Source organism: Peptoniphilus sp., from assembly GCF_034090345.1.
GTDB lineage: Bacteria > Bacillota > Clostridia > Tissierellales > Peptoniphilaceae > Peptoniphilus.
The window spans coordinates 1-23,093 of the sequence record NZ_JAXDSS010000124.1 but is presented as its reverse complement, the minus strand read 5'-3'; the positions used below and the strand labels follow the sequence as shown (position 1 = coordinate 23,093).

Annotated in this window: 23 protein-coding genes and 1 pseudogene; 5 read left to right on the top strand and 19 right to left on the bottom strand. The window is 30.6% G+C overall.

Features of this window, described 5'->3' with window-relative positions; genetic code table 11:
* The 15 genes from ybeY to hrcA all read right to left on the bottom strand — a co-directional run bounded on the left by ybeY (position 1) and on the right by hrcA (position 12,836).
* Positions 1–447, bottom strand: coding sequence for an rRNA maturation RNase YbeY (ybeY, locus tag SOR77_RS09265; RefSeq protein ID WP_320636819.1), 447 nt, complete (start codon positions 445–447; stop codon positions 1–3).
* Positions 447–1,403, bottom strand: a complete 957-nt coding sequence (locus SOR77_RS09260; RefSeq protein WP_320636818.1) for a PhoH family protein — start codon at positions 1,401–1,403, stop codon at positions 447–449. The genes ybeY and SOR77_RS09260 overlap by 1 nt, the downstream gene beginning before the upstream one ends.
* 72 nt (positions 1,404–1,475) lie before the next feature.
* Positions 1,476–1,937 carry a hypothetical protein gene (locus SOR77_RS09255; RefSeq protein WP_320636817.1) on the bottom strand — a complete coding sequence of 154 codons (462 nt, stop codon included), beginning with the start codon at positions 1,935–1,937 and terminating at the stop codon, positions 1,476–1,478.
* Entirely contained in the window at positions 1,937–2,926 is a 990-nt protein-coding gene (gene floA / locus SOR77_RS09250; protein WP_320636829.1) for a flotillin-like protein FloA, read from the bottom strand. Before floA ends, SOR77_RS09255 begins: the two co-directional genes overlap by 1 nt.
* Positions 2,927–2,928: 2 nt before the next feature.
* Positions 2,929–4,182 (bottom strand): SDH family Clp fold serine proteinase, encoded by a 1,254-nt coding sequence (locus SOR77_RS09245; RefSeq protein WP_320636816.1) that lies wholly within the window; start codon positions 4,180–4,182, stop codon positions 2,929–2,931.
* 36 nt (positions 4,183–4,218) lie between these two features.
* The gene (locus SOR77_RS09240) at positions 4,219–4,665 is read right to left on the bottom strand and encodes a GatB/YqeY domain-containing protein (RefSeq protein ID WP_320636815.1); all 447 of its coding nucleotides are present in this window, start codon (positions 4,663–4,665) and stop codon (positions 4,219–4,221) included.
* 10 nt (positions 4,666–4,675) lie between these two features.
* Positions 4,676–4,858 (bottom strand): 30S ribosomal protein S21, encoded by a 183-nt coding sequence (gene rpsU / locus SOR77_RS09235; protein WP_040552761.1) that lies wholly within the window; start codon positions 4,856–4,858, stop codon positions 4,676–4,678.
* A gap of 88 nt (positions 4,859–4,946) precedes the next feature.
* The gene (locus tag SOR77_RS09230; RefSeq protein ID WP_320636814.1) at positions 4,947–5,285 is read right to left on the bottom strand and encodes a histidine triad nucleotide-binding protein; all 339 of its coding nucleotides are present in this window, start codon (positions 5,283–5,285) and stop codon (positions 4,947–4,949) included.
* A 9-nt stretch (positions 5,286–5,294) separates the two neighbouring features.
* Positions 5,295–6,584 (bottom strand): tRNA (N(6)-L-threonylcarbamoyladenosine(37)-C(2))-methylthiotransferase MtaB, encoded by a 1,290-nt coding sequence (gene mtaB, locus SOR77_RS09225; RefSeq protein ID WP_320636813.1) that lies wholly within the window; start codon positions 6,582–6,584, stop codon positions 5,295–5,297.
* A complete protein-coding gene (locus tag SOR77_RS09220) occupies positions 6,581–7,294 on the bottom strand; it encodes an RsmE family RNA methyltransferase (protein WP_320636812.1) in 714 nt (237 codons plus the stop codon). Before SOR77_RS09220 ends, mtaB begins: the two co-directional genes overlap by 4 nt.
* A complete protein-coding gene (gene prmA / locus SOR77_RS09215; protein WP_320636811.1) occupies positions 7,270–8,190 on the bottom strand; it encodes a 50S ribosomal protein L11 methyltransferase in 921 nt (306 codons plus the stop codon). The genes SOR77_RS09220 and prmA overlap by 25 nt, the downstream gene beginning before the upstream one ends.
* Before the next feature lie 41 nt (positions 8,191–8,231).
* A complete protein-coding gene (dnaJ, locus tag SOR77_RS09210) occupies positions 8,232–9,347 on the bottom strand; it encodes a molecular chaperone DnaJ (protein WP_320636810.1) in 1,116 nt (371 codons plus the stop codon).
* A gap of 89 nt (positions 9,348–9,436) precedes the next feature.
* Positions 9,437–11,254: a molecular chaperone DnaK gene (gene dnaK / locus SOR77_RS09205; RefSeq protein WP_320636809.1), complete on the bottom strand. Its 1,818-nt coding sequence runs from the start codon at positions 11,252–11,254 to the stop codon at positions 9,437–9,439.
* 15 nt (positions 11,255–11,269) lie between these two features.
* Positions 11,270–11,815 carry a nucleotide exchange factor GrpE gene (grpE, locus tag SOR77_RS09200; protein ID WP_320636808.1) on the bottom strand — a complete coding sequence of 182 codons (546 nt, stop codon included), beginning with the start codon at positions 11,813–11,815 and terminating at the stop codon, positions 11,270–11,272.
* A gap of 1 nt (position 11,816) precedes the next feature.
* Complete coding sequence (gene hrcA, locus SOR77_RS09195; protein WP_320636807.1) at positions 11,817–12,836, bottom strand: heat-inducible transcriptional repressor HrcA; 1,020 nt, start codon at positions 12,834–12,836, stop codon at positions 11,817–11,819.
* A 250-nt stretch (positions 12,837–13,086) separates the two neighbouring features.
* Here hrcA and lepB point away from each other — a divergent pair, with 250 nt between their 5' ends.
* From lepB to rpsT, 4 genes are all read left to right on the top strand, one after another.
* Positions 13,087–13,626 (top strand): signal peptidase I, encoded by a 540-nt coding sequence (lepB, locus tag SOR77_RS09190; RefSeq protein ID WP_320636806.1) that lies wholly within the window; start codon positions 13,087–13,089, stop codon positions 13,624–13,626.
* Positions 13,627–13,628: 2 nt separating this feature from the next.
* Positions 13,629–15,437 carry a translation elongation factor 4 gene (lepA, locus tag SOR77_RS09185; RefSeq protein ID WP_320636805.1) on the top strand — a complete coding sequence of 603 codons (1,809 nt, stop codon included), beginning with the start codon at positions 13,629–13,631 and terminating at the stop codon, positions 15,435–15,437.
* The gene (gene hemW, locus SOR77_RS09180) at positions 15,437–16,621 is read left to right on the top strand and encodes a radical SAM family heme chaperone HemW (RefSeq protein ID WP_320636804.1); all 1,185 of its coding nucleotides are present in this window, start codon (positions 15,437–15,439) and stop codon (positions 16,619–16,621) included. The genes lepA and hemW overlap by 1 nt, the downstream gene beginning before the upstream one ends.
* A 67-nt stretch (positions 16,622–16,688) precedes the next feature.
* Positions 16,689–16,952: a 30S ribosomal protein S20 gene (rpsT, locus tag SOR77_RS09175; RefSeq protein WP_320636803.1), complete on the top strand. Its 264-nt coding sequence runs from the start codon at positions 16,689–16,691 to the stop codon at positions 16,950–16,952.
* Between the two features lie 48 nt (positions 16,953–17,000).
* On the opposite strand, the gene holA is transcribed toward rpsT, so the two are convergent.
* Both holA and SOR77_RS09165 read right to left on the bottom strand, forming a co-directional pair.
* Positions 17,001–17,999 carry a DNA polymerase III subunit delta gene (gene holA, locus SOR77_RS09170; protein ID WP_320636802.1) on the bottom strand — a complete coding sequence of 333 codons (999 nt, stop codon included), beginning with the start codon at positions 17,997–17,999 and terminating at the stop codon, positions 17,001–17,003.
* The gene (locus SOR77_RS09165) at positions 17,977–20,223 is read right to left on the bottom strand and encodes a DNA internalization-related competence protein ComEC/Rec2 (protein WP_320636801.1); all 2,247 of its coding nucleotides are present in this window, start codon (positions 20,221–20,223) and stop codon (positions 17,977–17,979) included. Before SOR77_RS09165 ends, holA begins: the two co-directional genes overlap by 23 nt.
* A 73-nt stretch (positions 20,224–20,296) precedes the next feature.
* Between SOR77_RS09165 and SOR77_RS09160 the strand changes: the two genes are divergently transcribed.
* Positions 20,297–21,673: a hypothetical protein gene (locus SOR77_RS09160; protein ID WP_320636800.1), complete on the top strand. Its 1,377-nt coding sequence runs from the start codon at positions 20,297–20,299 to the stop codon at positions 21,671–21,673.
* A gap of 80 nt (positions 21,674–21,753) precedes the next feature.
* Here the strand turns inward: SOR77_RS09160 and SOR77_RS09155 are convergent, their stop codons facing one another.
* Together SOR77_RS09155 and SOR77_RS09150 are read right to left on the bottom strand one after the other, a co-directional pair.
* Positions 21,754–22,632, bottom strand: a complete 879-nt coding sequence (locus SOR77_RS09155; protein WP_320636799.1) for a DMT family transporter — start codon at positions 22,630–22,632, stop codon at positions 21,754–21,756.
* Positions 22,619–23,093: pseudogene (locus tag SOR77_RS09150) on the bottom strand (hypothetical protein); the annotation flags it as partial. The pseudogene SOR77_RS09150 and the gene SOR77_RS09155, both read right to left, overlap by 14 nt.

Below are 23,093 nucleotides of genomic sequence, written 5' to 3'. Positions count from 1 at the left end.
TCACCTCAAAGTTCCCATTCGTTTCATAACAACTTCTTCTATTTCTCTCATCTCTTTTTTCTCATCATCTTGCATATGGTCATATCCTAATAGGTGTAGAGTTGAATGCACTGTTAAATATGCTATTTCTCTTTCATTAGAATGTCCAAACTCTTTAGCCTGTTCAAGAACCCTTTTAGTATTAATTACCACATCTCCTAGCATTGTAGGATGTATTTGAAACTCGTCATCAAGAGGAAAAGATAAAACGTCTGTAACTTTATCAACTCCCCTAAAATCTCTGTTCAAAGTTTGTATTTCTTCTTCATTAACCAGTGAAATACTTACTATAACATCTTTATCCATATTAAGATGGTTCAAAGTTTCTCCAACAGCTTTTTTTATTAGTTCTATTCCTTCTTCATCAAGATATACATCATCTTGTCTATCATCAAAAAGTATTTCCATTATTTTCTCTTTTCAAATTTATCATAAGCTTCTATAATTCTTTGCACTAATGGGTGTCTTACAATGTCTTTTGATGTCAGATAAGTAATTCCAACTCCCTTTACATTTTTTAAGATATTTAAGACTACCTTAAGTCCTGAAGATTTTGATTTTGGCAAATCCGTTTGAGTTATATCTCCAGTTATTATTGCTTTAGAACCATAACCAAGCCTTGTTAAAAACATCTTCATTTGCTCATTCGTTGTGTTTTGAGCTTCATCTAATATTACAAATGCTGAGTCTAAAGTTCTCCCTCTCATATAGGCAAGAGGAGCAACTTCTATCATTCCCTTTTCAACATACTTGTTGTAATTCTCTACGCCCAACATTTCAAAAAGTGCATCATATAAAGGTCTTAAATAAGGGTCTACTTTCATCTGTAAATCCCCAGGTAAAAATCCCAAACTTTCTCCAGCTTCAACAGCAGGTCTAGTTAAAATTATTCTTGAAACTTCTTGATTTTTAAAAGCTTTTACAGCACATGCCATCGCCAAATATGTCTTACCAGTACCAGCGGGGCCAATACCAAAACATACATCATTCTTTTTAATTGCATCTAAATACTTCTTTTGGCCCAATGTCTTAGCCCTTATTGGCTTGCCCATAGCTGTATAGACTATCGTTTCATTTAATAATTCAGCAATTGATTCCGTATGCCCATCTTTAACTAAGCTCAGTGCATAATCAAATTCACTTTTGTCTAATGACTTTTGTCTTAGTATCAACTCCATTAAATTTTCTAATAGAATTTTAGCGAACTCAGCTCTTTCTCCCTTTATATTTAAAAAATAATCTGAAGCTTTTATATTTACATCAAAATTTTTCTCTATTGTTATTAAATATTCATCTAATTTTCCAAATAAGATTGGTTTTAAATCACTATTTAATTTTGAAATATCAACTTTTAATTCTGCCATTAATACCTCCTGTAACCTAAAATTATATCATAAATAAATCCTGTATTCTACACAGACACAGAAAAAGGGAGATTAACTCTCCCTAAGTGATACTGGTTTATCCAAAATTTCTTTCATTACTATAGCTTTTACAAGTTCATCTCTAGTAAATTCTTTTTTCATATTTATTTCTACTTTTTCATCTTGAACTTCAGGCTCTACAAACTCATACTTATCATTTTTGATACTTTCTCTTTCAGCTTTTATCTTCTCAAGAAGTTCTTGAGTTTCTTTTTTATTCTCAATCTTCTTAGAATATTTTTTCTGGTCTTCTGGAGAAAGATGAGGTTTTATAGACTCAATCAAATTTCCTATTAGACTTTCTACTGAATTCTGTTTTTCTTTCTTTTTTTGCTTAATACTATTTTTATTCTTATCGTCCATTAAATTATCCGAATCTATTTTTTTTTCAGATTTCTTTTTAGAATCAGCCTTTTTCTTGTCTATTAAAATGTTTATTAAAATAAATACAATTGGAATTAATATTTTTCCCATTATTTATCATCTACCTTGCCATCTGTAGCATTAGATATAGATTTTCTCATGTCTGTATCAGAATTTATATTTTGAATTTTATAATAATCCATAGCTCCTATGTTGCCATTCTTAAGAGCTTTTGCCATCGCAAGTGGAACTTGAGATTGAGCTTCTACAACCTTAGCTCTCATAGCTTCTACTTCCGCTTTCATTTCTTGTTCACGAGCAAGCGCCATAGCTCTTCTTTCAGATGCTTTAGCTTCAGCAATTCTCTTATCAGCTTCAGCTTGGTCTGTTTGAAGTCTTGCCCCAATATTTCTTGCAACATCTACATCAGCTATATCTATAGAAAGTATTTCAAATGCAGTCCCTGAATCCAATCCCTTTTCAAGAACCATCTTAGAAATTGAATCCGGATTTTCTAAAACGGCTTTGTATGTCATAGAAGAACCAACAGTAGTTACAATACCTTCTCCAACTCTTGCAATTATTGTCTCTTCTCCAGCCCCTCCGACTAACCTGTCTATGTTAGCACGGACAGTTACTTTAGCTTTTACCATCACTTCAATACCATCTTGAGCCACAGCTGAAATATTTGGAGTTTCTATTACCTTTGGGTTTACAGATACTTGAACAGCTTCCAATACATTTCTACCAGCAAGGTCTATTGCAGCTCCTCTTTCAAAAGGTAGTGGTATATTAGCTCTCTCTGCAGCAATCAACGCATCTACCAATGTATTTACATTTCCTCCTGCAAGATAATGTCCTTCTAAATCTTCAATTCTCAAATTCAATCCAGCTTTTGTAGCTTTTATCATTGGATTTACAATTCTACCCGGTCTAACTCTTCTAAGTTTCATACCAATAAGAGTTGAAATTTTCACTTTAACCCCTGAGAAGAAAGCTGTTATCCATAATCCTACTGGAACAAAAGAAAAGAAAAATATCAAAACAAGTACAAATAAAATTATTACACCGCTACCTAAAATCGCACCACTGTTAAACATCATTAAATTACCCTCCTTACATAAATTTTAGATTTTTCAACCTTTGAAACTTCGACTTCAACATTTTTGTCTATGTATCCATCTACAGAAATTGCTTCATACTTTACATCCATATATTCAATAAAACCTGTAGGTTTCATAACAGTTTTAGTTAAGCAAATATCCCCAACATTTAACTTCGCTGTATCAACACTTAAAAATCCTTCTTCAGAAGAAAGGGAATTATTTAACTTAAGACTATTAAATAAATTAGTTTTCATTCCTTTTTTCACCATAAACATTCCTATACCAAATGTAACAATTATAGCTAAAGATAATGATTTAATAGCAACTTCTAAACTACCCATTGCAAATATTACGCCTAATACTAATGATATTATTCCACTTATTCCAGCCACCCCAAATCCCGGCATCATTATTTCAATAAATATCAATACTAACCCTAGAACAAATATGGCCATAGCATACCAACTTGCACTTCCTGCAAATATATTGCCTGCAAAAAAAAGTCCAAAAGCTATTATGCTTAAAACCCCGCCTACTCCAAAACCGGGCATAAATAATTCAACGACAAGAGCTGACATACCTATTATTAAAAATAGAGATGAAATTACCTGAGATGAAATAAAATCTAAAAATTTCATGCCGAAATTCATATTAGCTAACTCATAATCTACTATATTATTTTCTGTCAAAAATTCATCAAAATCTTTATACGTATAATCAGATATTCCTAAATCTTTACTTTTTTCTGCATTTAAATTTAAAAGTTTTCCCTTTTCAACTACATTTTCTATCGCTACATCAGAGTCTGCCATTGCTACTATAACATCTACATTCCGTCCACGTCTTATTGCCGTATCTGAAAGTATAGACCTCCAATAAGATAAAGTTTTTTCTGTATTAGGAATTGGCTCTGCAGACCCAATTGTCGAACCCTCAATCATATAAACTTCATCACTTGCAATAGTCAACAACACTCCCGCCGATTCAGCTTTATTATCTACTACAGAAATAGTCTTTGCTTTAGATCTCATTATAGAATTTTTTATTTCTTCAGCAGAAGCTATTGAGCCACCATATGTGTCTATTTTAAAAATAACTGTATCTTCACTTTTTAAATTTTTTATAGAACTATCTACAAAATTTGTCTTTGCTGAATTGATTTCACCCTGAATAGGTACAACCAAAATTTTAGCATCAACCGTTGTAAATAATAATACAGATAAAAAAATACCTAAAATAATTTTTTTCATACTACACCTCTTTACAAAAAAAACCTAAGGATTTCCCTAGGCTTTTAGTAATTTTCCAGCAACTGCACTTACAAGCTTACCATCTGCTCTTCCACTGACCTTAGGCATAACATTTTTCATAAGTTTACCCATATCAGCAGGCGAGTTAATTCCATGTTCGCTCATAACTTCTTTGATGATTTCAGTTAGTTCTTCTTCATCTAATTGCTTTGGCAAATATTTAAGTAGTATTTCAATTTCAGCATTGGTTTTTTCAACTAAGTCGTCTCTATCCCCACGCTTGAATTCATCAATTGCCGATCTTCTTTCTTTAACTTGCTTAGAAATTATGTTTAGTATATCGGAATCATTGAGTTCTATTCTCTCATCTACTTCTTTTTGTTTGATGCTGGCACGTACAAGTGTGATAGTATCTTTAGCCAACTTATCTTTGTCTCTCATTGCAGATTTTAAATCTTCCATGAGCTTGTCTTTTAGTGACATACTACACCTCTTAGTGTCTTGAACGCTTCTTTCTACGCGCTTCTTCAGATTTTTTCTTTCTTTTTACGCTTGGTTTTTCATAATGTTCTCTTTTTCTAGCTTCTTTTAGAACTCCACTAGTGGCACATTGTCTCTTAAATCTCTTAAGAGCATTGTCAAGAGATTCATTTTCTCCAACTCTAATTTCTGACATTGTTTCCCCTCCCCTCATAGAAAGGTAGCTTTTCTTAGCTAATTCTTATTAATTATACACTCTAAAGCTTTAAATTTCAATATCTTTTTCAACCTGGTGGCCATTTCATACTTCTCCCACCTAATACGTGAAAATGTAGGTGTCCAACAGTCTGTCCGCCATCTTCTCTAGTGTTGATAACAACACGATATCCATCTTCTAAATTTTTTTCTTTGGCAATTTCACTTATCTTTAACATTATATGTCCAAGTAAAGCTTTATCTTTTTCTTTGATTTCATAAAGCGAAGTTATATGTTCTTTAGGAACAACCAAAAAATGATGAGGCGCTTGTGGTTCAATATCATTAAAAGCATATATTAACTCATCTTCGTAAATTTTATCAGATGGAATTTCTCCGGCAATTATTTTACAAAATAAACAATCCATTATATCCCCCTAACTTAAAACCACTTCGAAAGGTTCACTTTCTTCTGATACTATTCTAACACTTTTAGTTACATTTTTTAAGTCATCTGGACTATTAATAGCACATCTCAAGTAATTAGTTGAATAACCTACATATTTATCTTCAATTTTCTCTTCAAATAACACTTCTAATTCTTCTTGCTCCGAAGCAAACTTCTTCATTAATTTTTCATTTAATTCAATAAGTTTTTGAGATCTACTATGTTTTACTTCCCCATGAATTTGGTCAGTTCTTTTCGCAGCTGGAGTCCCATCTCTCATAGAATATTTAAATACATGTATTCTTGAAAACTCAATTTTCTCTACAAACTTGCATGTTGTTTCAAATTCTTCATCAGTTTCTCCAGGGAACCCTACTATTATATCCGTAGTTATGCCTGCTTTTGGCATATATTTTCTAATCAAATCAACTACTTCTTTATATTCTTTAGTAGTATATCTTCTGTTCATTTCTTTTAAGACCTTATCACATCCACTTTGTAAAGATAAATGGAAATGGTCACAGAATTTACCTGTTGCAATTGCTCTTTGCAAAAACTCCTCGGTGATTGTCATAGGTTCTACAGAAGACATTCTAATTCTCTCTATGCCTTCAACTTCAGCTATACTTTCAATAAGTTCTATTAAACTTTTGCCTGACTCTTTTCCATAAGAGCCTATGTGTATTCCTGTCAATACTACTTCTTTATATCCTGCTTCAGCTAATCTCTTCGCCTCTTTCACAGAATCAGAAATGCTTCTTGACCTTATTCTTCCCCTTGCATAAGGTATTATGCAATAGGTACAAAATCTATTACATCCATCTTGAACCTTCATATATGCCCTGGTCATATCTGATTCTTTTGATATATTTATTGGTTGAAATTCATAATCTCCGTCTAAACTTCTAACTGCGTTAATAAATTCTCCATTATTTTGGAAATTTTCAACCATATTTACAATATCCGCTCTTTCAGTAGTTCCAAGAACTATATCCACACCTTCAATTGAAGCAACTTCTTCTGGAGATACTTGCGAATAGCATCCAACAACCGCAACAATAGATTCAGGATTTTCTCTTTTTGCTTTTCTTATTACTTGTCTAGATTTTCTATCAGATAAATTTGTAACAGTACAAGTATTTATTATATACACATCTGCAACTTCTGTTTCTTGGTCAACTTTCATATAACCTTTTTCTTCAAATAACTCACTCATCGCCTCAGATTCATATTGATTCACCTTACAACCAAGAGTAGTTATAGAAAATGTTCTTTTCATTTTTCTCCTTCCAAACAATTGATGATATGATAGCTGGCAGTTATTGCCGCTGTTTCAGCTCTTAATATTCTCTTGCCAAGAGATATTATATGCGCTCCATAACTCTTCAACTTATCTATTTCAGAATCTTCAAATCCACCTTCAGGTCCTATCACTAGCGCTATATTCTTAGATTTTATATCTAAATCTAAAAATCTAAGGTCTTCTTCGTTTTCGTAGCACACTATCAATTCTCCATCAAAATTTTCTAAATTCTCAATTTTTATAGGATATGAAACCTGTGGTATATAGTCTCGTTTAGATTGTTTTGCTGCCACTTCTGAAATTTTTTGCCATCTATCTATTTTTTTATCCGTCTTTTTATCTATATCACTTACATTTCTCTTTGCTATAAGCGGATTTATAGATGCTACTCCAACTTCAACAGCACCTTTTATTGCAGCTTCCATTTTGTCACTTTTTAAAATAGCTTGCACCAAGGTCAAATGTACTTCACTTTCGTGTTCACTTTCTACTTTATTTAAAATCTGTAAAACTACATTTTCTGAATCAAAGCTCTCAAAAATCGCTTTGAAAATTCCGCTTTCAGTTACGGCTTCAACTTCTTCATTTTCTGATATCCTAAGCACTCTCATAAAATGATGTGAATTTTGCTTATCTAAAATTATTTTCTTATCACTTTCTGTTAATTTCCCGAAGAATCTGTACATATCCTACCTACTACTAAAGCCCATCCATTTTTTTCTCTTTTTTCTATTATTTCAAATCCATTTTCAATCAATGCATTTTCAACCATATAGATTTTCTCTACAATTATACCTGATGAAACAAATAGTCCATCATCTTCTAAATGTTCTTTTAAATCAGGTACCATTTCAGCTATAATTTCTGCAATTATATTAGAAACTATAATATCAGCCTTACCACTTACTACATCAAGTAAATTTGCTGTATGAATTTCTACTTTATCTTCAACATTATTTAGTATTGCATTTTCTTTACTTACTTGTGTACACTTTGAATCAATATCAACTGCAACAATTTTCTTAGCTCCCAATTTTGTAGCTGCAACGCCTAAAATTCCAGAGCCACATCCTATGTCAAATACAACATCATCTTCAATAACATAATCTTCAAGTGCCTCTAAGCACATATATGTTGTTTCATGAGTTCCAGTTCCAAATGCCATCCCTGGTTCTATATATATTTTATTAGTGTGAGAACCGTTGTATTCCAGCCAAGATGGTATTATTACCAAACTTTCTCCAACTTCTACAGGTTCATAATATTTTTTCCAATTGTTAGCCCAGTCTTCATCATCTGTTTTATTTATTTCAAGTTCTCCAAAAGTTGCTAAATCAGTTTTTAATTTATCAACAACTTCTGATTCAGATTCTTGAAAATAAACTTTAAAAGTTCTCATTCCCGGCTCTAAATTTAGAATTCTCTCATCAACAAAATCCCAATCTTTTTCTGTTTTATCAAGTTCTTCTATTATTTCTTTTCCTTCTTCTTCAAAAATATAAATTTCGTTATCATATAATGTGTTCAAAATATCATCGCGATTTTCATCTTTTGCTTTTAAGATTAATTCTATATATTTCATATTACCTCCTGTAAAAAAATAGACAAAATCTAAGATTTTGCCTATTCAAAAAACTCTTTAAGTTTATCAAACAATGACTTGTTTTCTTGAACTGTATCCTTACTCTTTTCTCTCAATTGTTCAAGTAATTCTTTTTGTTCTCCTGTAACTTTTTTAGGAACGATTATATTTACTGTGAAATATAAATCTCCTCTACCCTCACGTCTTACATAAGGAACTCCTCTGCCCTTTAATTTGAAGGTCGTACCTCCAGCAGTTCCTGATGGTATTTTATAATCTGCTAATTCAGTTAATGTAGGAACCTTTATTTCAGCACCTAACACCGCATCCATGTATGTTATTGGAATGTTTAAATGTAAATCAAATCCATTTCTTTTGAAAACAGAATCTTCTCTAACTGTTATATATACAAATAAATCCCCATTTGGTCCGCCGTTTTCTCCGGCGTGGCCTTGTCCTTTCATTGAAACTACAGTATTGTTGTCAACTCCTGCAGGAATTTTAACTTTTACTTTCTTAGTTATTACTTCTTTTCCAGTTCCATGACAGTGTTTACAAGGTTTTTCTATTACTTCTCCAGTTCCGTGACAATTATCACATTCCACAACTCTGACAAATCTTCCAAAAGCTGAATTGCTCTCAACTCTTATTTGACCGGTTCCATGACATTTATCGCAAGTTTTCTTTTCAGAACCTTTTTCAGCTCCCGTTCCATCACAAACATGACATTTTTCTCTAACTCTTAAGCTTATTTCTTTTTCAACTCCAAATACAGCTTCTTTAAAGTCTAGAGTTATATCATATCTTATATCATCGCCTTTAATAGGCCCTTTATATTTTGTAGAAGTTCTAAAACCACCAGATCCTCCAAACATATCGAAAATGTCTCCGAATATATCTGAAAAACCACCAAATCCTGAAGACTCAAATCCTCCACCGTTTATTCCATCTTCTCCATACATATCATAGTTTTGTCTTTTATTTTCATCTGACAAAACTTCATATGCCAAATTTATTTCTTTAAATTTAATTTCCGCTTCTTCATTTCCAGGATTTAAATCTGGATGATATTTTTTTGCAAGTTTTTTATACGCTCTTTTAATTTCATCTTGAGAAGCTCTTCTCTTAACTTCTAAAATTTCATAAAAGTCTCTCAAATTTTCACCACATTTCTAAAATAATATTCTAACCTTTTTAACAAAAAAAATAAAGCTAAATCGTGTATGATTTAGCTTTAAGATATTAATTATTCTTCATCTTCATCCACAACTTCATAGTCGGCATCTACAACATCTTCTTTTTGTGCATCAGATTGTCCTGCTTCAGGATTTGCATTTTTATAGATTTCTTCAGATACTGCATAGAAAGCTTTTGTAAGAGATTCAGTCTTAGCTTTTATTTCATCTAGATTTTCAGAATCTTTAACTGATTTCAATTCTTCAATTGCTTTTTCTATATTTTCTTTATCTTCTGGTTTTATCTTATCTTTAACTTCTTCTAAAGTTGACTCAGATTGATAAATCATTGAATCTGCAGTGTTCTTAGCTTCTATTAACTCTTTCTTTTTAGCATCATCTTGAGCATACATTTCAGCTTCTTTTACTTTCTTTTCAATTTCTTCATCTGATAAGTTTGTAGATGATGTAATTGTAATATGTTGTTCTTTACCTGTTCCAAGATCTTTCGCTGAAACATTTACAATTCCATTTGCGTCTATATCAAACGTTACTTCAATTTGAGGTATCCCACGTCTTGCTGGTGCAATACCATCTAATTGGAATCTTCCAAGAGTTACATTGTCTCCAGCCATTTGTCTTTCACCTTGCAGTACATGAATATCTACTGATGTTTGGTTGTCAGAAGCTGTAGTAAATGTTTGACTCTTCTTTGTAGGAATTGTTGTATTTCTTTCAATCAATCTTGTCGTAACTCCACCCATTGTTTCAATCCCTAGAGATAGAGGTGTTACATCTAATAATAGAAGGTCTTTAACATCTCCTGAAAGAACTCCACCTTGGATTGCTGCACCTAAGGCAACACATTCATCTGGGTTGATATCTCTTTGAGGATCTTTCCCAATTAGATTTTTTATAAAGCTTTGAACTGCCGGAATTCTTGTAGAGCCACCTACTAAAAGTATTTTATCTATGTCAGATGGACTCATCCCTGCATCTTTCATAGCATCCAAAACTGGCTGTTCTGTAGCTTTTACTAAATCTTTAGTCAATTCATCGAATCTTGCTCTTGTCAAGTCCATATTCAAGTGTAGAGGGCCTTCTGCTGTTGCAGTTATAAATGGTAGGTTAATATTTGTTGACATAGTAGATGAAAGTTCTTTCTTAGCTTTTTCAGCTGCTTCTTTCAATCTTTGAAGGCTCATCTTATCAGCTTTTAAATCTACTCCATGTTCTTTTTGGAATGAAGCTGCTATAAAATCTATAATCTTAGCATCGAAATCATCTCCACCAAGTTTGTTGTTCCCTCTTGTAGCGTGTACTTCAAATACTCCATCAGATAATTCCAGAATAGATACGTCAAATGTACCACCACCAAGGTCATATACCATTACTGTCTGTGAATCTTCATCTTTATCTTCGCCATAAGCTAAAGCTGCTGCTGTAGGTTCGTTAACTATTCTCTTAACTTCAAGACCGGCTATCTTACCTGCATCTTTTGTAGCTTGTCTTTGAGCATCTGTGAAGTATGCCGGAACTGTAATTACAGCTTCAGTAATTTTTTCTCCTAAATAACTTTCTGCATCTGATTTTAACTTTTGTAAAATCATAGCTGAAATTTCTTGAGGTGTATAATCTTTTCCATCTATTGAAACTTTGTAGTCAGTTCCCATATGTCTCTTAATAGATTGAATTGTTCTGTCAGGGTTTGTAATTGCTTGACGTTTAGCTGTTTCTCCAACTAATCTTTCTCCATCTTTTGTAAAAGCTACAACAGATGGTGTAGTTCTGTTACCTTCAATATTCGGAATAATAACTGACTCACTACCTTCCATAACTGCTACTGCTGAGTTTGTTGTTCCTAAATCAATTCCTATAATTTTTCCCATTTAATTTCCTCCTAGTTATTGTGAAACCTTAACCATTGCTGGTCTAAGCACTTTATCATTTATCTTATATCCTTTTTGTAAAACTTCTATTACAATGCCTTCTTCAAAGCCTTCTCTTTCTTCGACAAGCACTCCATGGTGCATATTAGGATCGAATTTTATATTTGTTTCACTTATTTCTTCTACATCATATTTCTTGATTAACTCAATCAATTGTCCATGTATGAGCTCCACTCCTTCAGAAAAACTATTTTTTTCTGAAACTTGAGATAAAGCTCTTTCAAAATTATCTATAACACCAAGCAAATCCAAAATAACCTTTTGAGCACCCAGAGAAAGATAATCTTTCTTTTCATTTTCAGATCTTCTCCTATAATTTGTAAAATCTGCTTGCAATCTTATAAGTTGCTCTTTTAATTGAGTTTCTCTTTCTGATTGTTGTTCTTCAATATTTTCTTCAGAAATCTCCTTTTCAACTATAGATTCTTCTGTAACTACTTCTTCATTTCCTTCAGTTTCTAAATTTTCTTCTGTATTTTCTAAATCTTTATCGTTCACCATCTCACCTCAACATCTTATCTATAGCTAATTTCAAGTTATTGCTTGTCAATTTAACATTTTGAATTTGAGTCCTATAATCCATTCTGATAGGTCCCAAGATTCCAATTTTACCTATTATTTCTCTTTTTCTATCATAAAATGATGACACAATTATTGAATTTTCTTTTATTATGTCTATTTCATTTTCATTACCTATTACAATGGTTAAATCTTCTTCAAAATCATTTAATGTATTAGCTAAATGACTGCTTTCCATTAAATTCATTATGTCTATAACTTGACTCTTATTTATTTCATCTTGGAAATTGAACACGTTCTTTATTCCATCATAAAAGAAATCTATCTTATTGGAATCCTTATTGAATTCAGCTATGGTTCGTATGACTTCAGTTATAAAAGCTGTCCATTTTGTTAAAGTTCCCGATACTGTTATATCTAAACTATCAACTTCCAACAAATTTATACCAACTAAATTCTCATTAAGTAAAGAATTTATATCAGCTAATTCTTCTTCATCTATTTTAATATCAGATTTAAAGAAATGTTTTTCAACAACCCCCTTATCTCCTACCACTAAAAGTAGTATTGTGAACGAATCTATTAATACTAACTGTACAAGTCTTATCTTTGAATCAGCTTTTTTTAAAGCTATAACATAAGAAATATAATTTGATTTCTCAGATAAAATTTTAGCTGCATTTTTAAATACATCATTTAAATTTTCTGCTCTGTCAAGCATCAAATCTAATAATTTATCTCCTACTTCAAAATCATCATCTAAGTTTTTTCTTAGCTCATCCACAAAAAATCTATAAGCTTTAGCAGATGGAATTCTTCCAGCTGAGGTGTGTGGCTTATTTAAATATCCTAAATCTTCTAAATCCGCCATTTCATTTCTTATAGTTGCAGAACTTACACCTAAGTTAAAATCTTTTGATATAGTCCTAGAACCAACCGGACTCGGAGAATTTATATAGGAATTTACAATCGCATTTAAAATTTCTACCTTTCTCGATTCCATATCATCACCCTTTTGTTAGCACTCGAATAAAATGAGTGCTAAAGCTTATGATTAAATATTAAGCCTTTAGTCAAAGAATGTCAATAGATTTTAAAAAATTTTTTTCTTTCTTTTTATAAATTGTCTATTTTAATAAAATAAAGGTTCTAATAGTTGTTTAATACGGTTCTGATTTTAAAATTTAATAATATATGGTAAAATATTTTAATGCTATAAATGCTTTAAATAGCGAATAAAAGGAGTTTATAAAATGAAAAATGAAAAAAAAGAAAACATGTTTTTAAGTTACATAAGTACTTTTGCATTTGCGATAATACTTGCTTTACTTATTAAAACTTTTATTTTTAGTTCCAATATGGTTATTGGTGAATCTATGCAACCAACTCTTCATGAAAATGATAGACTTATCGCCATGATACTTCCATTACATTTCAAAGACCCTGAAAGGTCAGATATAGTAATAATAAATGCTCCTGATGAAAAAGGGAAAGAATATATCAAAAGACTAATCGGTAAACCGGGAGACACTGTCAAAGTTAAAGATGGTGTTGTTTATGTAAATGGAAATAAACTTGAAGAAACTTACATTGACTCAGGTGTTTATACAGAAATATATGACCAATCTTCATGGACTCTTGGAGATGGAGAATTTTTTGTAATGGGTGATAACAGAAACCCTGGTAAGAGTTTGGATTCAAGATTTTTTGGTCCAGTTAAAAAAGATGATATAAAAGGCATCGTTAAATTTAGATTTTGGCCATTTAGTGATTTTGGCACAATTGGAGGTTAAATTTGTCTAGACAAAAAAATATTAGAAACTTTTCCATAATCGCACACATTGACCATGGAAAATCAACTTTGGCAGATAGACTTATAGAGATGACGGGAATGCTCACTTCAAGAGAAATGGAGGCTCAAGTTTTAGACTCAATGGACCTTGAACGTGAAAGAGGGATAACTATTAAGTTAAAAGCTGTTAGACTTATATATAAAGATGAAAACAACGAAGAATATATATTCAATTTAATAGATACTCCCGGCCATGTGGATTTCAATTATGAAGTTTCAAGGTCTTTGGCTGCTTGCGAAGGAGCTATTGTAGTTGTGGATGCAAGTCAAGGAGTTGAGGCTCAAACTTTGGCAAATGTATATCTTGCATTGGACCAAAACCTAGAACTTGTACCTGTTATAAATAAAATAGATTTGCCAAGCGCAAGAATTGATGAAGTAAAAAAAGAAATTGAAGATATTATAGGTATTGATACCGAAAATGCGCCCCTTGTTTCTGCTAAAAAAGGAATTGGAATAGACCAAGTTTTCAAAAAGATAATTGAAGACATTCCTGCTCCACAAGGTTCTGAGGACAAGCCTTTAAAAGCTTTAATCTTCGACTCTTATTATGATTCATACAAAGGGGTTGTCTGTTATGTGAGAGTACATGATGGCTCAGTAAAACCCGGTGATGAAATAAAGATGATGTCCACTGATAAAACATTTGAAGTTGTGGAAGTTGGTGTGGTAACTTCTTCACATATTGCTCTAAACTCTCTTCAAGCTGGAGATGTAGGTTATATAACAGCAAGTATTAAAAATGTTAAAGAAGCAACAGTTGGAGATACTATCACTCACAAAAACAAACCAGCCGAAACTCCTTTCCCCGGGTATAAAAAAGTAGTTCCTATGGTATACTGTGGTATTTATCCCGGAGAAGGCGAAGAGTACACTGAAATAAGAGATGCTCTTGAAAAACTTCAAGTAAATGATGCTGCTCTTGATTTTGAAGCTGAGACTTCAGTTGCTCTCGGCTTTGGTTTTAGATGCGGATTCTTAGGTCTACTGCACATGGAAATAATTCAAGAGAGATTGGAAAGAGAATTCGACTTAAATATCGTAACTACTTCTCCATCAGTAATATATAAAGTAGAAACTACTAGCGGAGAACATTTGGATATACAAAACCCAACTAATCTTCCTCCTGTTACTGAAATTTCCTCTATTAAAGAACCAATTGTAAGAGCAGAAATTATGACTCCTACTGACTATGTTGGTGCTGTTATGGACCTATGTCAAAATAGACGTGGTATCTTTATAGATATGACCTATCTTGAAGAAACTCGTGCTCTTATAAAATATGACTTACCATTAAACGAAGTAATATATGACTTCTTTGATGCCCTTAAGTCAAAGACTAGAGGATATGCTTCATACGACTATGAATTGACAGGATATAAAGAAAGTAATTTAGTTAAACTTGATATTTTAATAAACTCTAACCTTGTAGATGCTTTCTCAATAATAGTCCACGAATCTACAGCTTACAATAAAGGAAGAAAAATTTGTGAAAAGCTTACTGAAGTAATCCCTAGACACCAATTTGCTGTCCCTATTCAAGCTGCTATAGGAAATAAGGTAATTGCTCGTGAAACAATAAGAGCTCTTCGTAAAGATGTACTTTCTAAGTGCTATGGTGGAGATATCTCAAGAAAGAGAAAACTTCTTGAAAAGCAAAAAGAAGGTAAAAAGCGTATGAGAATGGTTGGAGATGTTGAAGTCCCTCAAGAAGCATTCTTAGCTGTCCTAAAATATGACGAGGAAAAGTGATGAATACTTTAGATTTTAAGTCCCAAAAGTTTTGGGACTTTTTAAACACCCATGGTTCAGATGATGTTTCAATTTATATACACATACCTTTTTGTGAACAAAAATGTCTTTACTGTGATTTTTACTCGCAAGTTTCATCGGCAGAAGCTCACGAAAAATACATTGACTCATTAATCTGTGAACTATCACATTATAAAAAATATCTATCTTCTAAAGAAGTTAAATCAATTTTTGTCGGCGGCGGAACTCCAAGCGCAATAAATCCAAAACTTATAAAAATTTTTATGGAGTATCTAAAATCTATATGTAAACTATCGGACGATTGTGAAATCACTGCCGAGAGTAACCCAAACTCGCTCACCGATGAAGCAATAAAGATTTATGTTGAAAGTGGAATAAATAGAATTTCTATGGGAGCTCAAAGCTTCAACGAAAAAATTTTAAAGACTATTGGCAGAATCCATTCTCCTGAACAAATCTATAATGCTATAGAATCTATTCAAAAAAATGGAATTAAAAACTTTAATATAGATTTAATGTTGGCACTTCCCAACCAAACTATTAAGGATATAAATAAGTCACTTGAAATTGTAAAAAGATATGATATTCCTCATGTCTCATACTATTCTCTAATTCTTGAAGAGGGAACGCCACTTTATAATAATATGTACTCTTACCAATTCCCTGATGAAATATTAGAAAGAAAAATGTACAGAAAAATTGTCGATACGTTCAGTTTAAATCATTTAAACCAATATGAGATTTCCAATTTTTCAAAAAGAGGTTTTGAATGTAAACACAACTTGAGATATTGGAAATTAAAAGACTACATAGGATTAGGTTGTTCGGCTCAATCAAATATATCTAGTATAAGGTATTCAAATGTAACATCTTTGAAAAATTATTTAAATCAAAATTATAGCTACGTATTTGAAAAATTAAATAAGATAGAGAGATTAAATGAATATACTATGTTGGGTTTAAGACTTAATGAAGGAATAAATATAAAAGAAATAAATCTTAAATTTAATATTGACTTTGAAAAAGAATATAAATCAGTGATTACAAAAAATATAGACAATAAATTAATCACTTTAAATGATGGAAAAATACAGCTCACAACTATTGGAAAAGATATTTCAAATGTGGTAGAATTAGACTTTACAAGGATTACTTGTAATTAAATCTTGCAATTACAAGATAATAATGTTAAAATAATAAGAGCGCAAATTGAGTGTGGAGGTGAATTTCATGGCAAATATAAAATCAGCAATAAAAAGAATAGACGTTGCAAAAAGAAATGCAGCACGTAATAAATCTGTTAAAACTGAAATTAAAAATTATATTAAAAAGTTTGAATCAGCTATTGATGGCGGAAAAGTTGAAGAAGCAAGAGAACTTTTAAAACTTACTGATAAGAAACTTAAGAGAGCTGTTTCTAAGAATGTTTTTCATAAGAACAATGCATCAAGAAAAATATCTAAACTTGCTAAAAAATTAAACTCTGCAAAATAATTTATTAAATCAGATAGATTAACCCAGGAAATTCCTGGGTTTTTTATTTTATATAGATATTTTTACCAATAAACTTTCAAATAATGCTCTCTCGTCTACTGTTCTCGTTTTTATAGTGTGGTCATATTCCAACAACGAAGTATAAATTTCTTTTAACTTATCCTTTTCAAATTTATTTGAAGCAACTTTTAACTTTGAAAATTCATACTGTTTAATTTTTAATTGCTCCATAATTTTCATATCTTGATATCCTTGTTCCTTCAAATTTTTGTATGACAACAACAACCTAAATTGCCTTGCAACCATATAAAAAATCTTTTGTATCGGCTCTCCCACTTGGTATAAATTATTTAGTTCCAACAGAATTGCCGAAATGTTTTTAGTCATCATCGCATCTAAAAAATTAAAAATATTCGTATCGATATTAGAAATATAAACTTCATCTATCATCTTTCTGTTGACTTCGTTTTTTGCAGTGGCAAGTATTTTGTCAACTTCATTTTTAACATCATATAAAACTACATTTAAATTTTTGGAGCTATAGCCAGATTTCTGTGCCAAATAACTCACATCCGCAGGAGATATTTTAAATCCTCTTTCAAAAATATATTCACTTAAAAATTTTCTGAATTCATTTTCTCTTAGTTTAGGAAACTCAACATTTCTCTTCAACTTAGAAAAATATTTATAAAACTTAGTTGTTTTTAAAACTTCATCTTCATAATCTAAAAATATAAGTATTGAATATTCACTCATATTCTTCAACACTTCAATAATCTCATCCTGTATGTTTTTTATAAAATCATTAAAATTTTTCACAATTACAATTTTTTTAGAGTCAAATACAGGTAAAGTCTCAACTGCTGAAATCAATGAACTAACTTCTAAATTCTTTCCATCTACATACTGTAAATTAAAATTTCTAAAATTTTCCGAAGTTTGGCTTTCAATTATCTCATTTACTATCCTATCCATCATTAGTTGTTCGCTTCCATAGAATAAGTATGCTCCATTTATTTCAGTATTATAAAGTTCTTGATAAATCATAATTCTCCCTCAACACTTTTTCATTTTTCTTTAAGAATAATATAATTATAATTAAATCTATTACAATCGCTAATACTTCATACATATAATTATTTTTTTCTAAAAATCCTTTAAACTTAATTTCTCTGCCTATATAAAAATTTATTTCTCCTACACTTGCCGTTACTTTATAATTTGTCTCAATTGAATTTAACATCTTAAGAATTTCTATATGAGGATGTCCGTAAGAATTATCTATACCCGCAGATATTGTTGCAAATTTAGGCCTTGTCGAATTCAAAAATATTTCTGATGTAGAATTTTTCGAGCCATGATGAGCTACTTTTAAAAAATCTACATCTCTATCAAATTCTTTTAGACAATTTGAATCTCCCGTAAACAAAGCTCTAAATCCCTTAAAATTCATAAGCATTACCATTGAATTTTCATTTTCTTCTCTATATGGTGAATAATCATTTAAACTTTCAAATTTTAAACCGTTGGTTTTCAAGTAACTATCCTTGGTAAATATATGTAAATCACTATTTTTCTTCAGTGCTCTTACATACTTATTATCAGCTAAATACGGAACATATGAATTTTTAATCTTTATATTTCCAATTAGGTCAAGTACACCATCTACATGGTCCTCGTCAAAATGTGATATAAATAATTTATCAATTTTATTAATTCCCTTGCCCTTTAGATAATTTAATAGATAAATTTTCCCTGGTCTAAAATTGCCACGAGAACCACCTGTATCTATTATATAATTTTTCCCCTTATAGCTCATATGTGTGCAATCCCCTTGCCCCACATATATGGCATTTATCTCCAATGCGTTACTTTCTATTACAGACTTCGCTCCTAAAAAAATTAAGAGACAAACTATTGATACAAATGCAAATTTATTGAGTTCATATTTTTTAAATCTTACATCCTTTACTATAAATAACAGTCCTAAATATAAAATAAATATGTATGCCAAACTTGGTTTTGGAACAGAAATCTTTAAACTTAATTCTATTAAATTAGACATGAAGTCCGTAAACATCAATAAAACTTCAATAGATGGCTTCACCAAAATCCCAAGAGGCGTAAATACATTGACAAAAGCTAAAATTATAGCAATAGAATAAATTGGCACTAAGACTACATTTGATACTATTGATAAAAAATTTATTTCATAGAAAAAATACGTCATTACCGGAGCTAATGCAACAAAAACACCAACCGAAACTCCAAATGACTTCGTTATAAAATTTCTTTTAAAAATATAATCATATCTCTTATAGAATAATAAAATTCCCAAAACTGCCATATAACTCATCCAAAACGAACTCGAAACTATATTATATGGATTTAAAGCCAATATTATTAGGGCACTTAATTTCAAACTACTTAAAGCGCTGTACTTCTTCTTCATTAAAAAAGCTAACAATTGACAACTCGCCATTACAAAAGCCCTCAATGCAGCTACCGGCATACCAACTAACCAAATATATATGAAAGTCAAAACAATAGCGGCCACTCTTCTTATGACTTTTGGAATTTTAATAGACTTAAATACAATTTCTAACGCACCGAGAACTATTCCTATATGAAAACCTGACATGGCAATTAAATGCATTATTCCCAAATTTCTATAAACTGCTAAATTTTGTTCATCAATATAATTCGAATCAGATAAAATTACAGACTTTAAAAATTCTCCATGTTTTTCTGAAATTCCATAAAAACTATTATTTACATGAGACTTAAATTTTTCTCTAAATCCTAAAATTTTATTTTCGCCAATTAATTTTTCACCCTTGGAAAATACATTTGCCTTTATATTTTTACTGAGCAAGTATGCCTTATAATCAAAATCTGTAGAGTTCATCTTTCCTACGGGTTTATTAACCTTCCCCGAGAACTCTATTACATCACCTATTTTAAAATTTTGTTTTGCATATAAAATTATATTTTTTCTATTTGAAATCTTTACTACATATTTAAGCTCATCATTTGCATAATCATCAACTACTACTCCCTTTGTGGAAATATTTTTAGGAAAAGATACCTCAGATGTCTTAACATTAAATCCCACAACCATATAAAACAAAATAAATATAAAAATGTACTTACTTAATTTGTTTAAATTCTTTAAAATGTCAAATAATAATATTAAAATTGAAATACCTATTACATATTTTGACATTGGTAAAAAATATCCGAATAAAATGCCTAAGAATCCAATTTCCATACTACACCTCATTTTTAAATCTTAATTATATTTTACAATAATCTATGATAAAATAGTATGGAAAGAGGTAATTATGGAAGAAAGATATATTAAATTAGCTTATGAAAAAGTTCATACTTCAGAAATTGAAAGTATAGAAGAAATCAATGGTGTTAAATACGCCCTACCAAAGAGTACAAATGTGTTTTTTGGCACTGAAAACATAGTTGGAGATAAATTCAAGGTCAATGACGAAAAACCAGAATCAAAAGAAATTTCCAATAAAATTTATTTTAAAACAAATTCAAACAATTTAAAATTTGAAATTGACTATACCAACAGACTTGACTTGATTCAGCAAATCACAGCAAATGCCATAGTCAGAATTATAATTAATAAAGCTACAAGTTTAAAAGTTGAGAACTATTACATAAATTCTGTAGACAATCAAGTACTAATCGACTCAAACGATATAAGCTTTATGCAAATAGAACAAATTGAATCCATAGCAAATCATCTAATTTTAAGTAACCTAACAACCAATAATACAGGTAATATTTTGATGATTCGTGGATATGGTAGTATTGATTCAGTCGGACCGGTATGCGAAAGAGTAGGAGAACTTGGTCTATTAAAAATAAAATCAGCTTCTAAAAAAGATGGTAAAATATCCTTACACATAATCAGTGGTAAAAGAGCAATTAATGATTATTTTGAAAAATCAAAAATAATTGATAATCTACAAAGTATACTAAATGTAAATCAATCTGAAATATTAAAAAAAGTAAAAGAATTAAAATTTAGTAAAACTAACGGAACTATTAAAATAGAATCTAACTTAGAATTAAACACTTTAGATAATTCCTATAACTTTATAGATGAAAATAATCAAAAAGAAGTTATATTAGATGATACTTTTGAAATAGAAACTTCAAATTTGCATTCATCCAAAAACAACTCTGAAACTTCTAAAGAGTATAGAGATATAATAGAAATTCATGAAAATAAAGATATAATATCTGAAAAATTAGGAGAAGAAGTTGTCGAACAAACTGCTGAAGTCATAAATTTAATTGAAAAAGTGAATGGGATATCAAAAGACAATTCTATAAAAAATAAATTATCAGAAAAAGCCTTTAATCTCACAAAATTTGCAACAGATGTTGACGGAATACACTTTATTTATAAAGTTTTTAGAAACAAAAACATTCAAGAAATAATTCGAAGCGCAAAAGAAATTTCCAATGTGCCAGACTATATTTCCATATTAGGTTTCCCAATAGGTGATGTTTCAAAGTTCTATGTAGTTCGTTCTAAAAACTTAAATATAGATTTAAAAAATATTTTAGAAAAAGTCAACCCAAAACTATTCCTAAAAAGTTCCGGGAATATGTATGAAGTAGATGGTACCGTACACACTCAAAATTTAGCCACAGTTATGGAATCTTTTCTACTAAATATAAAAAATTAACTAAAAACTCTCACTAACATATAAGTGAGAGCTTTTGATTTATATAATATTTTTCATATTTTGTTATTTAACACTAAAGTTCATATTATTACCATTGTAAATCCAATTAAAAGTCTTGCACTAAATGCTTCTCCTAAAATAACTACAGATAATATTGAGCCAAAAATTGGCACAAACAATTTATATATGCCAAACTCTCCTGTAGATTGATTTTTCAAAACCATATACCAGAGTGTAAATGCCGTTGCTGATATAAATCCTCCATACATTATCAGTAATATTGCCTTAAAATTAACAGTCCAAATGGTTTGTTTTAATATGACGCCTATAATTATAAGAGGTATACATCCTATACAAAATTGAAATGCCGAAATTATAAATGGGCTAACACTATTTCCTTCTTTTTTTACAAGAACTGTTGCAAGTCCATTTAATGTTATAGCCATTATTATTGAACCATCTCCGAGCAATGAGAAAGATGCACTCATATCTCCTCCCAAATTGATAAATATAATCCCAATTGTTCCAATAATTAAAGCTATCAATTTTCTCTTTGTAAGTCTATCCCCTTTAATTAATACAGCTGAAAACAAAACGATTATGAAAGCATTAAACGACTGTATAACTGATGCTTTAACCCCCGTGGTATAAAATAAACCTGTATAGTAAAAAAGGTAGTGAAGAGTTATCTGTAAAAGAGCTACCTTTATTAAAAGTTTATAATTTAAACTTTTAAAATCAACTCTATAATCTCTATTAAAAATTTTAAAATAGAATATTGTTATAATCCCTGCAACAAAAAATCTTAATCCTGCTACTAAAAGTCTCGAACCTATATCTCCCCGCTCAATAGATAAAATTTCATATTGCATTTTTATCATAGGAATGGCTGAACCCCATAAAAACATACAAAATAACGATATAAATATCGCACTTCTTTTGTTTTTAAATACTTCCATAAATGGTAGCTCCTTCATTATCTACTTTACAATTAAAAATCTTCCATTCATTTTTTAGTTTATTCATCTCGTCAAATTCATTTGAAAAATCTGTGTCAAATTTTGCAACCAATAATATAGTTGACCCAGAACCACTCAAAAATAATTTTGAATCACTATTTTTAAATATTTCCTTTATTTTGTCATATTCATCTATTATTGCAAATCTTTTCTTTTCGTGAATAGTATCTTCCGGAGCATTAATAAGCAAATTTAAATCCCCTACTCTCAGAGCATTAGTTATCATTGAAGCCCCTGCTATATTTTGTACGGCACTTTGCCTATCCATAATTTCTGGAACTAAATTTCTTGACTCCTCAGTAGACATTTCGAAATTCGGAACTAAAGCATAAAATTTTAAATTTTCAGATACTTTCACCTTTGTAACTATACTTCCAAAAGCAATAGTATGCCCTCCAAAA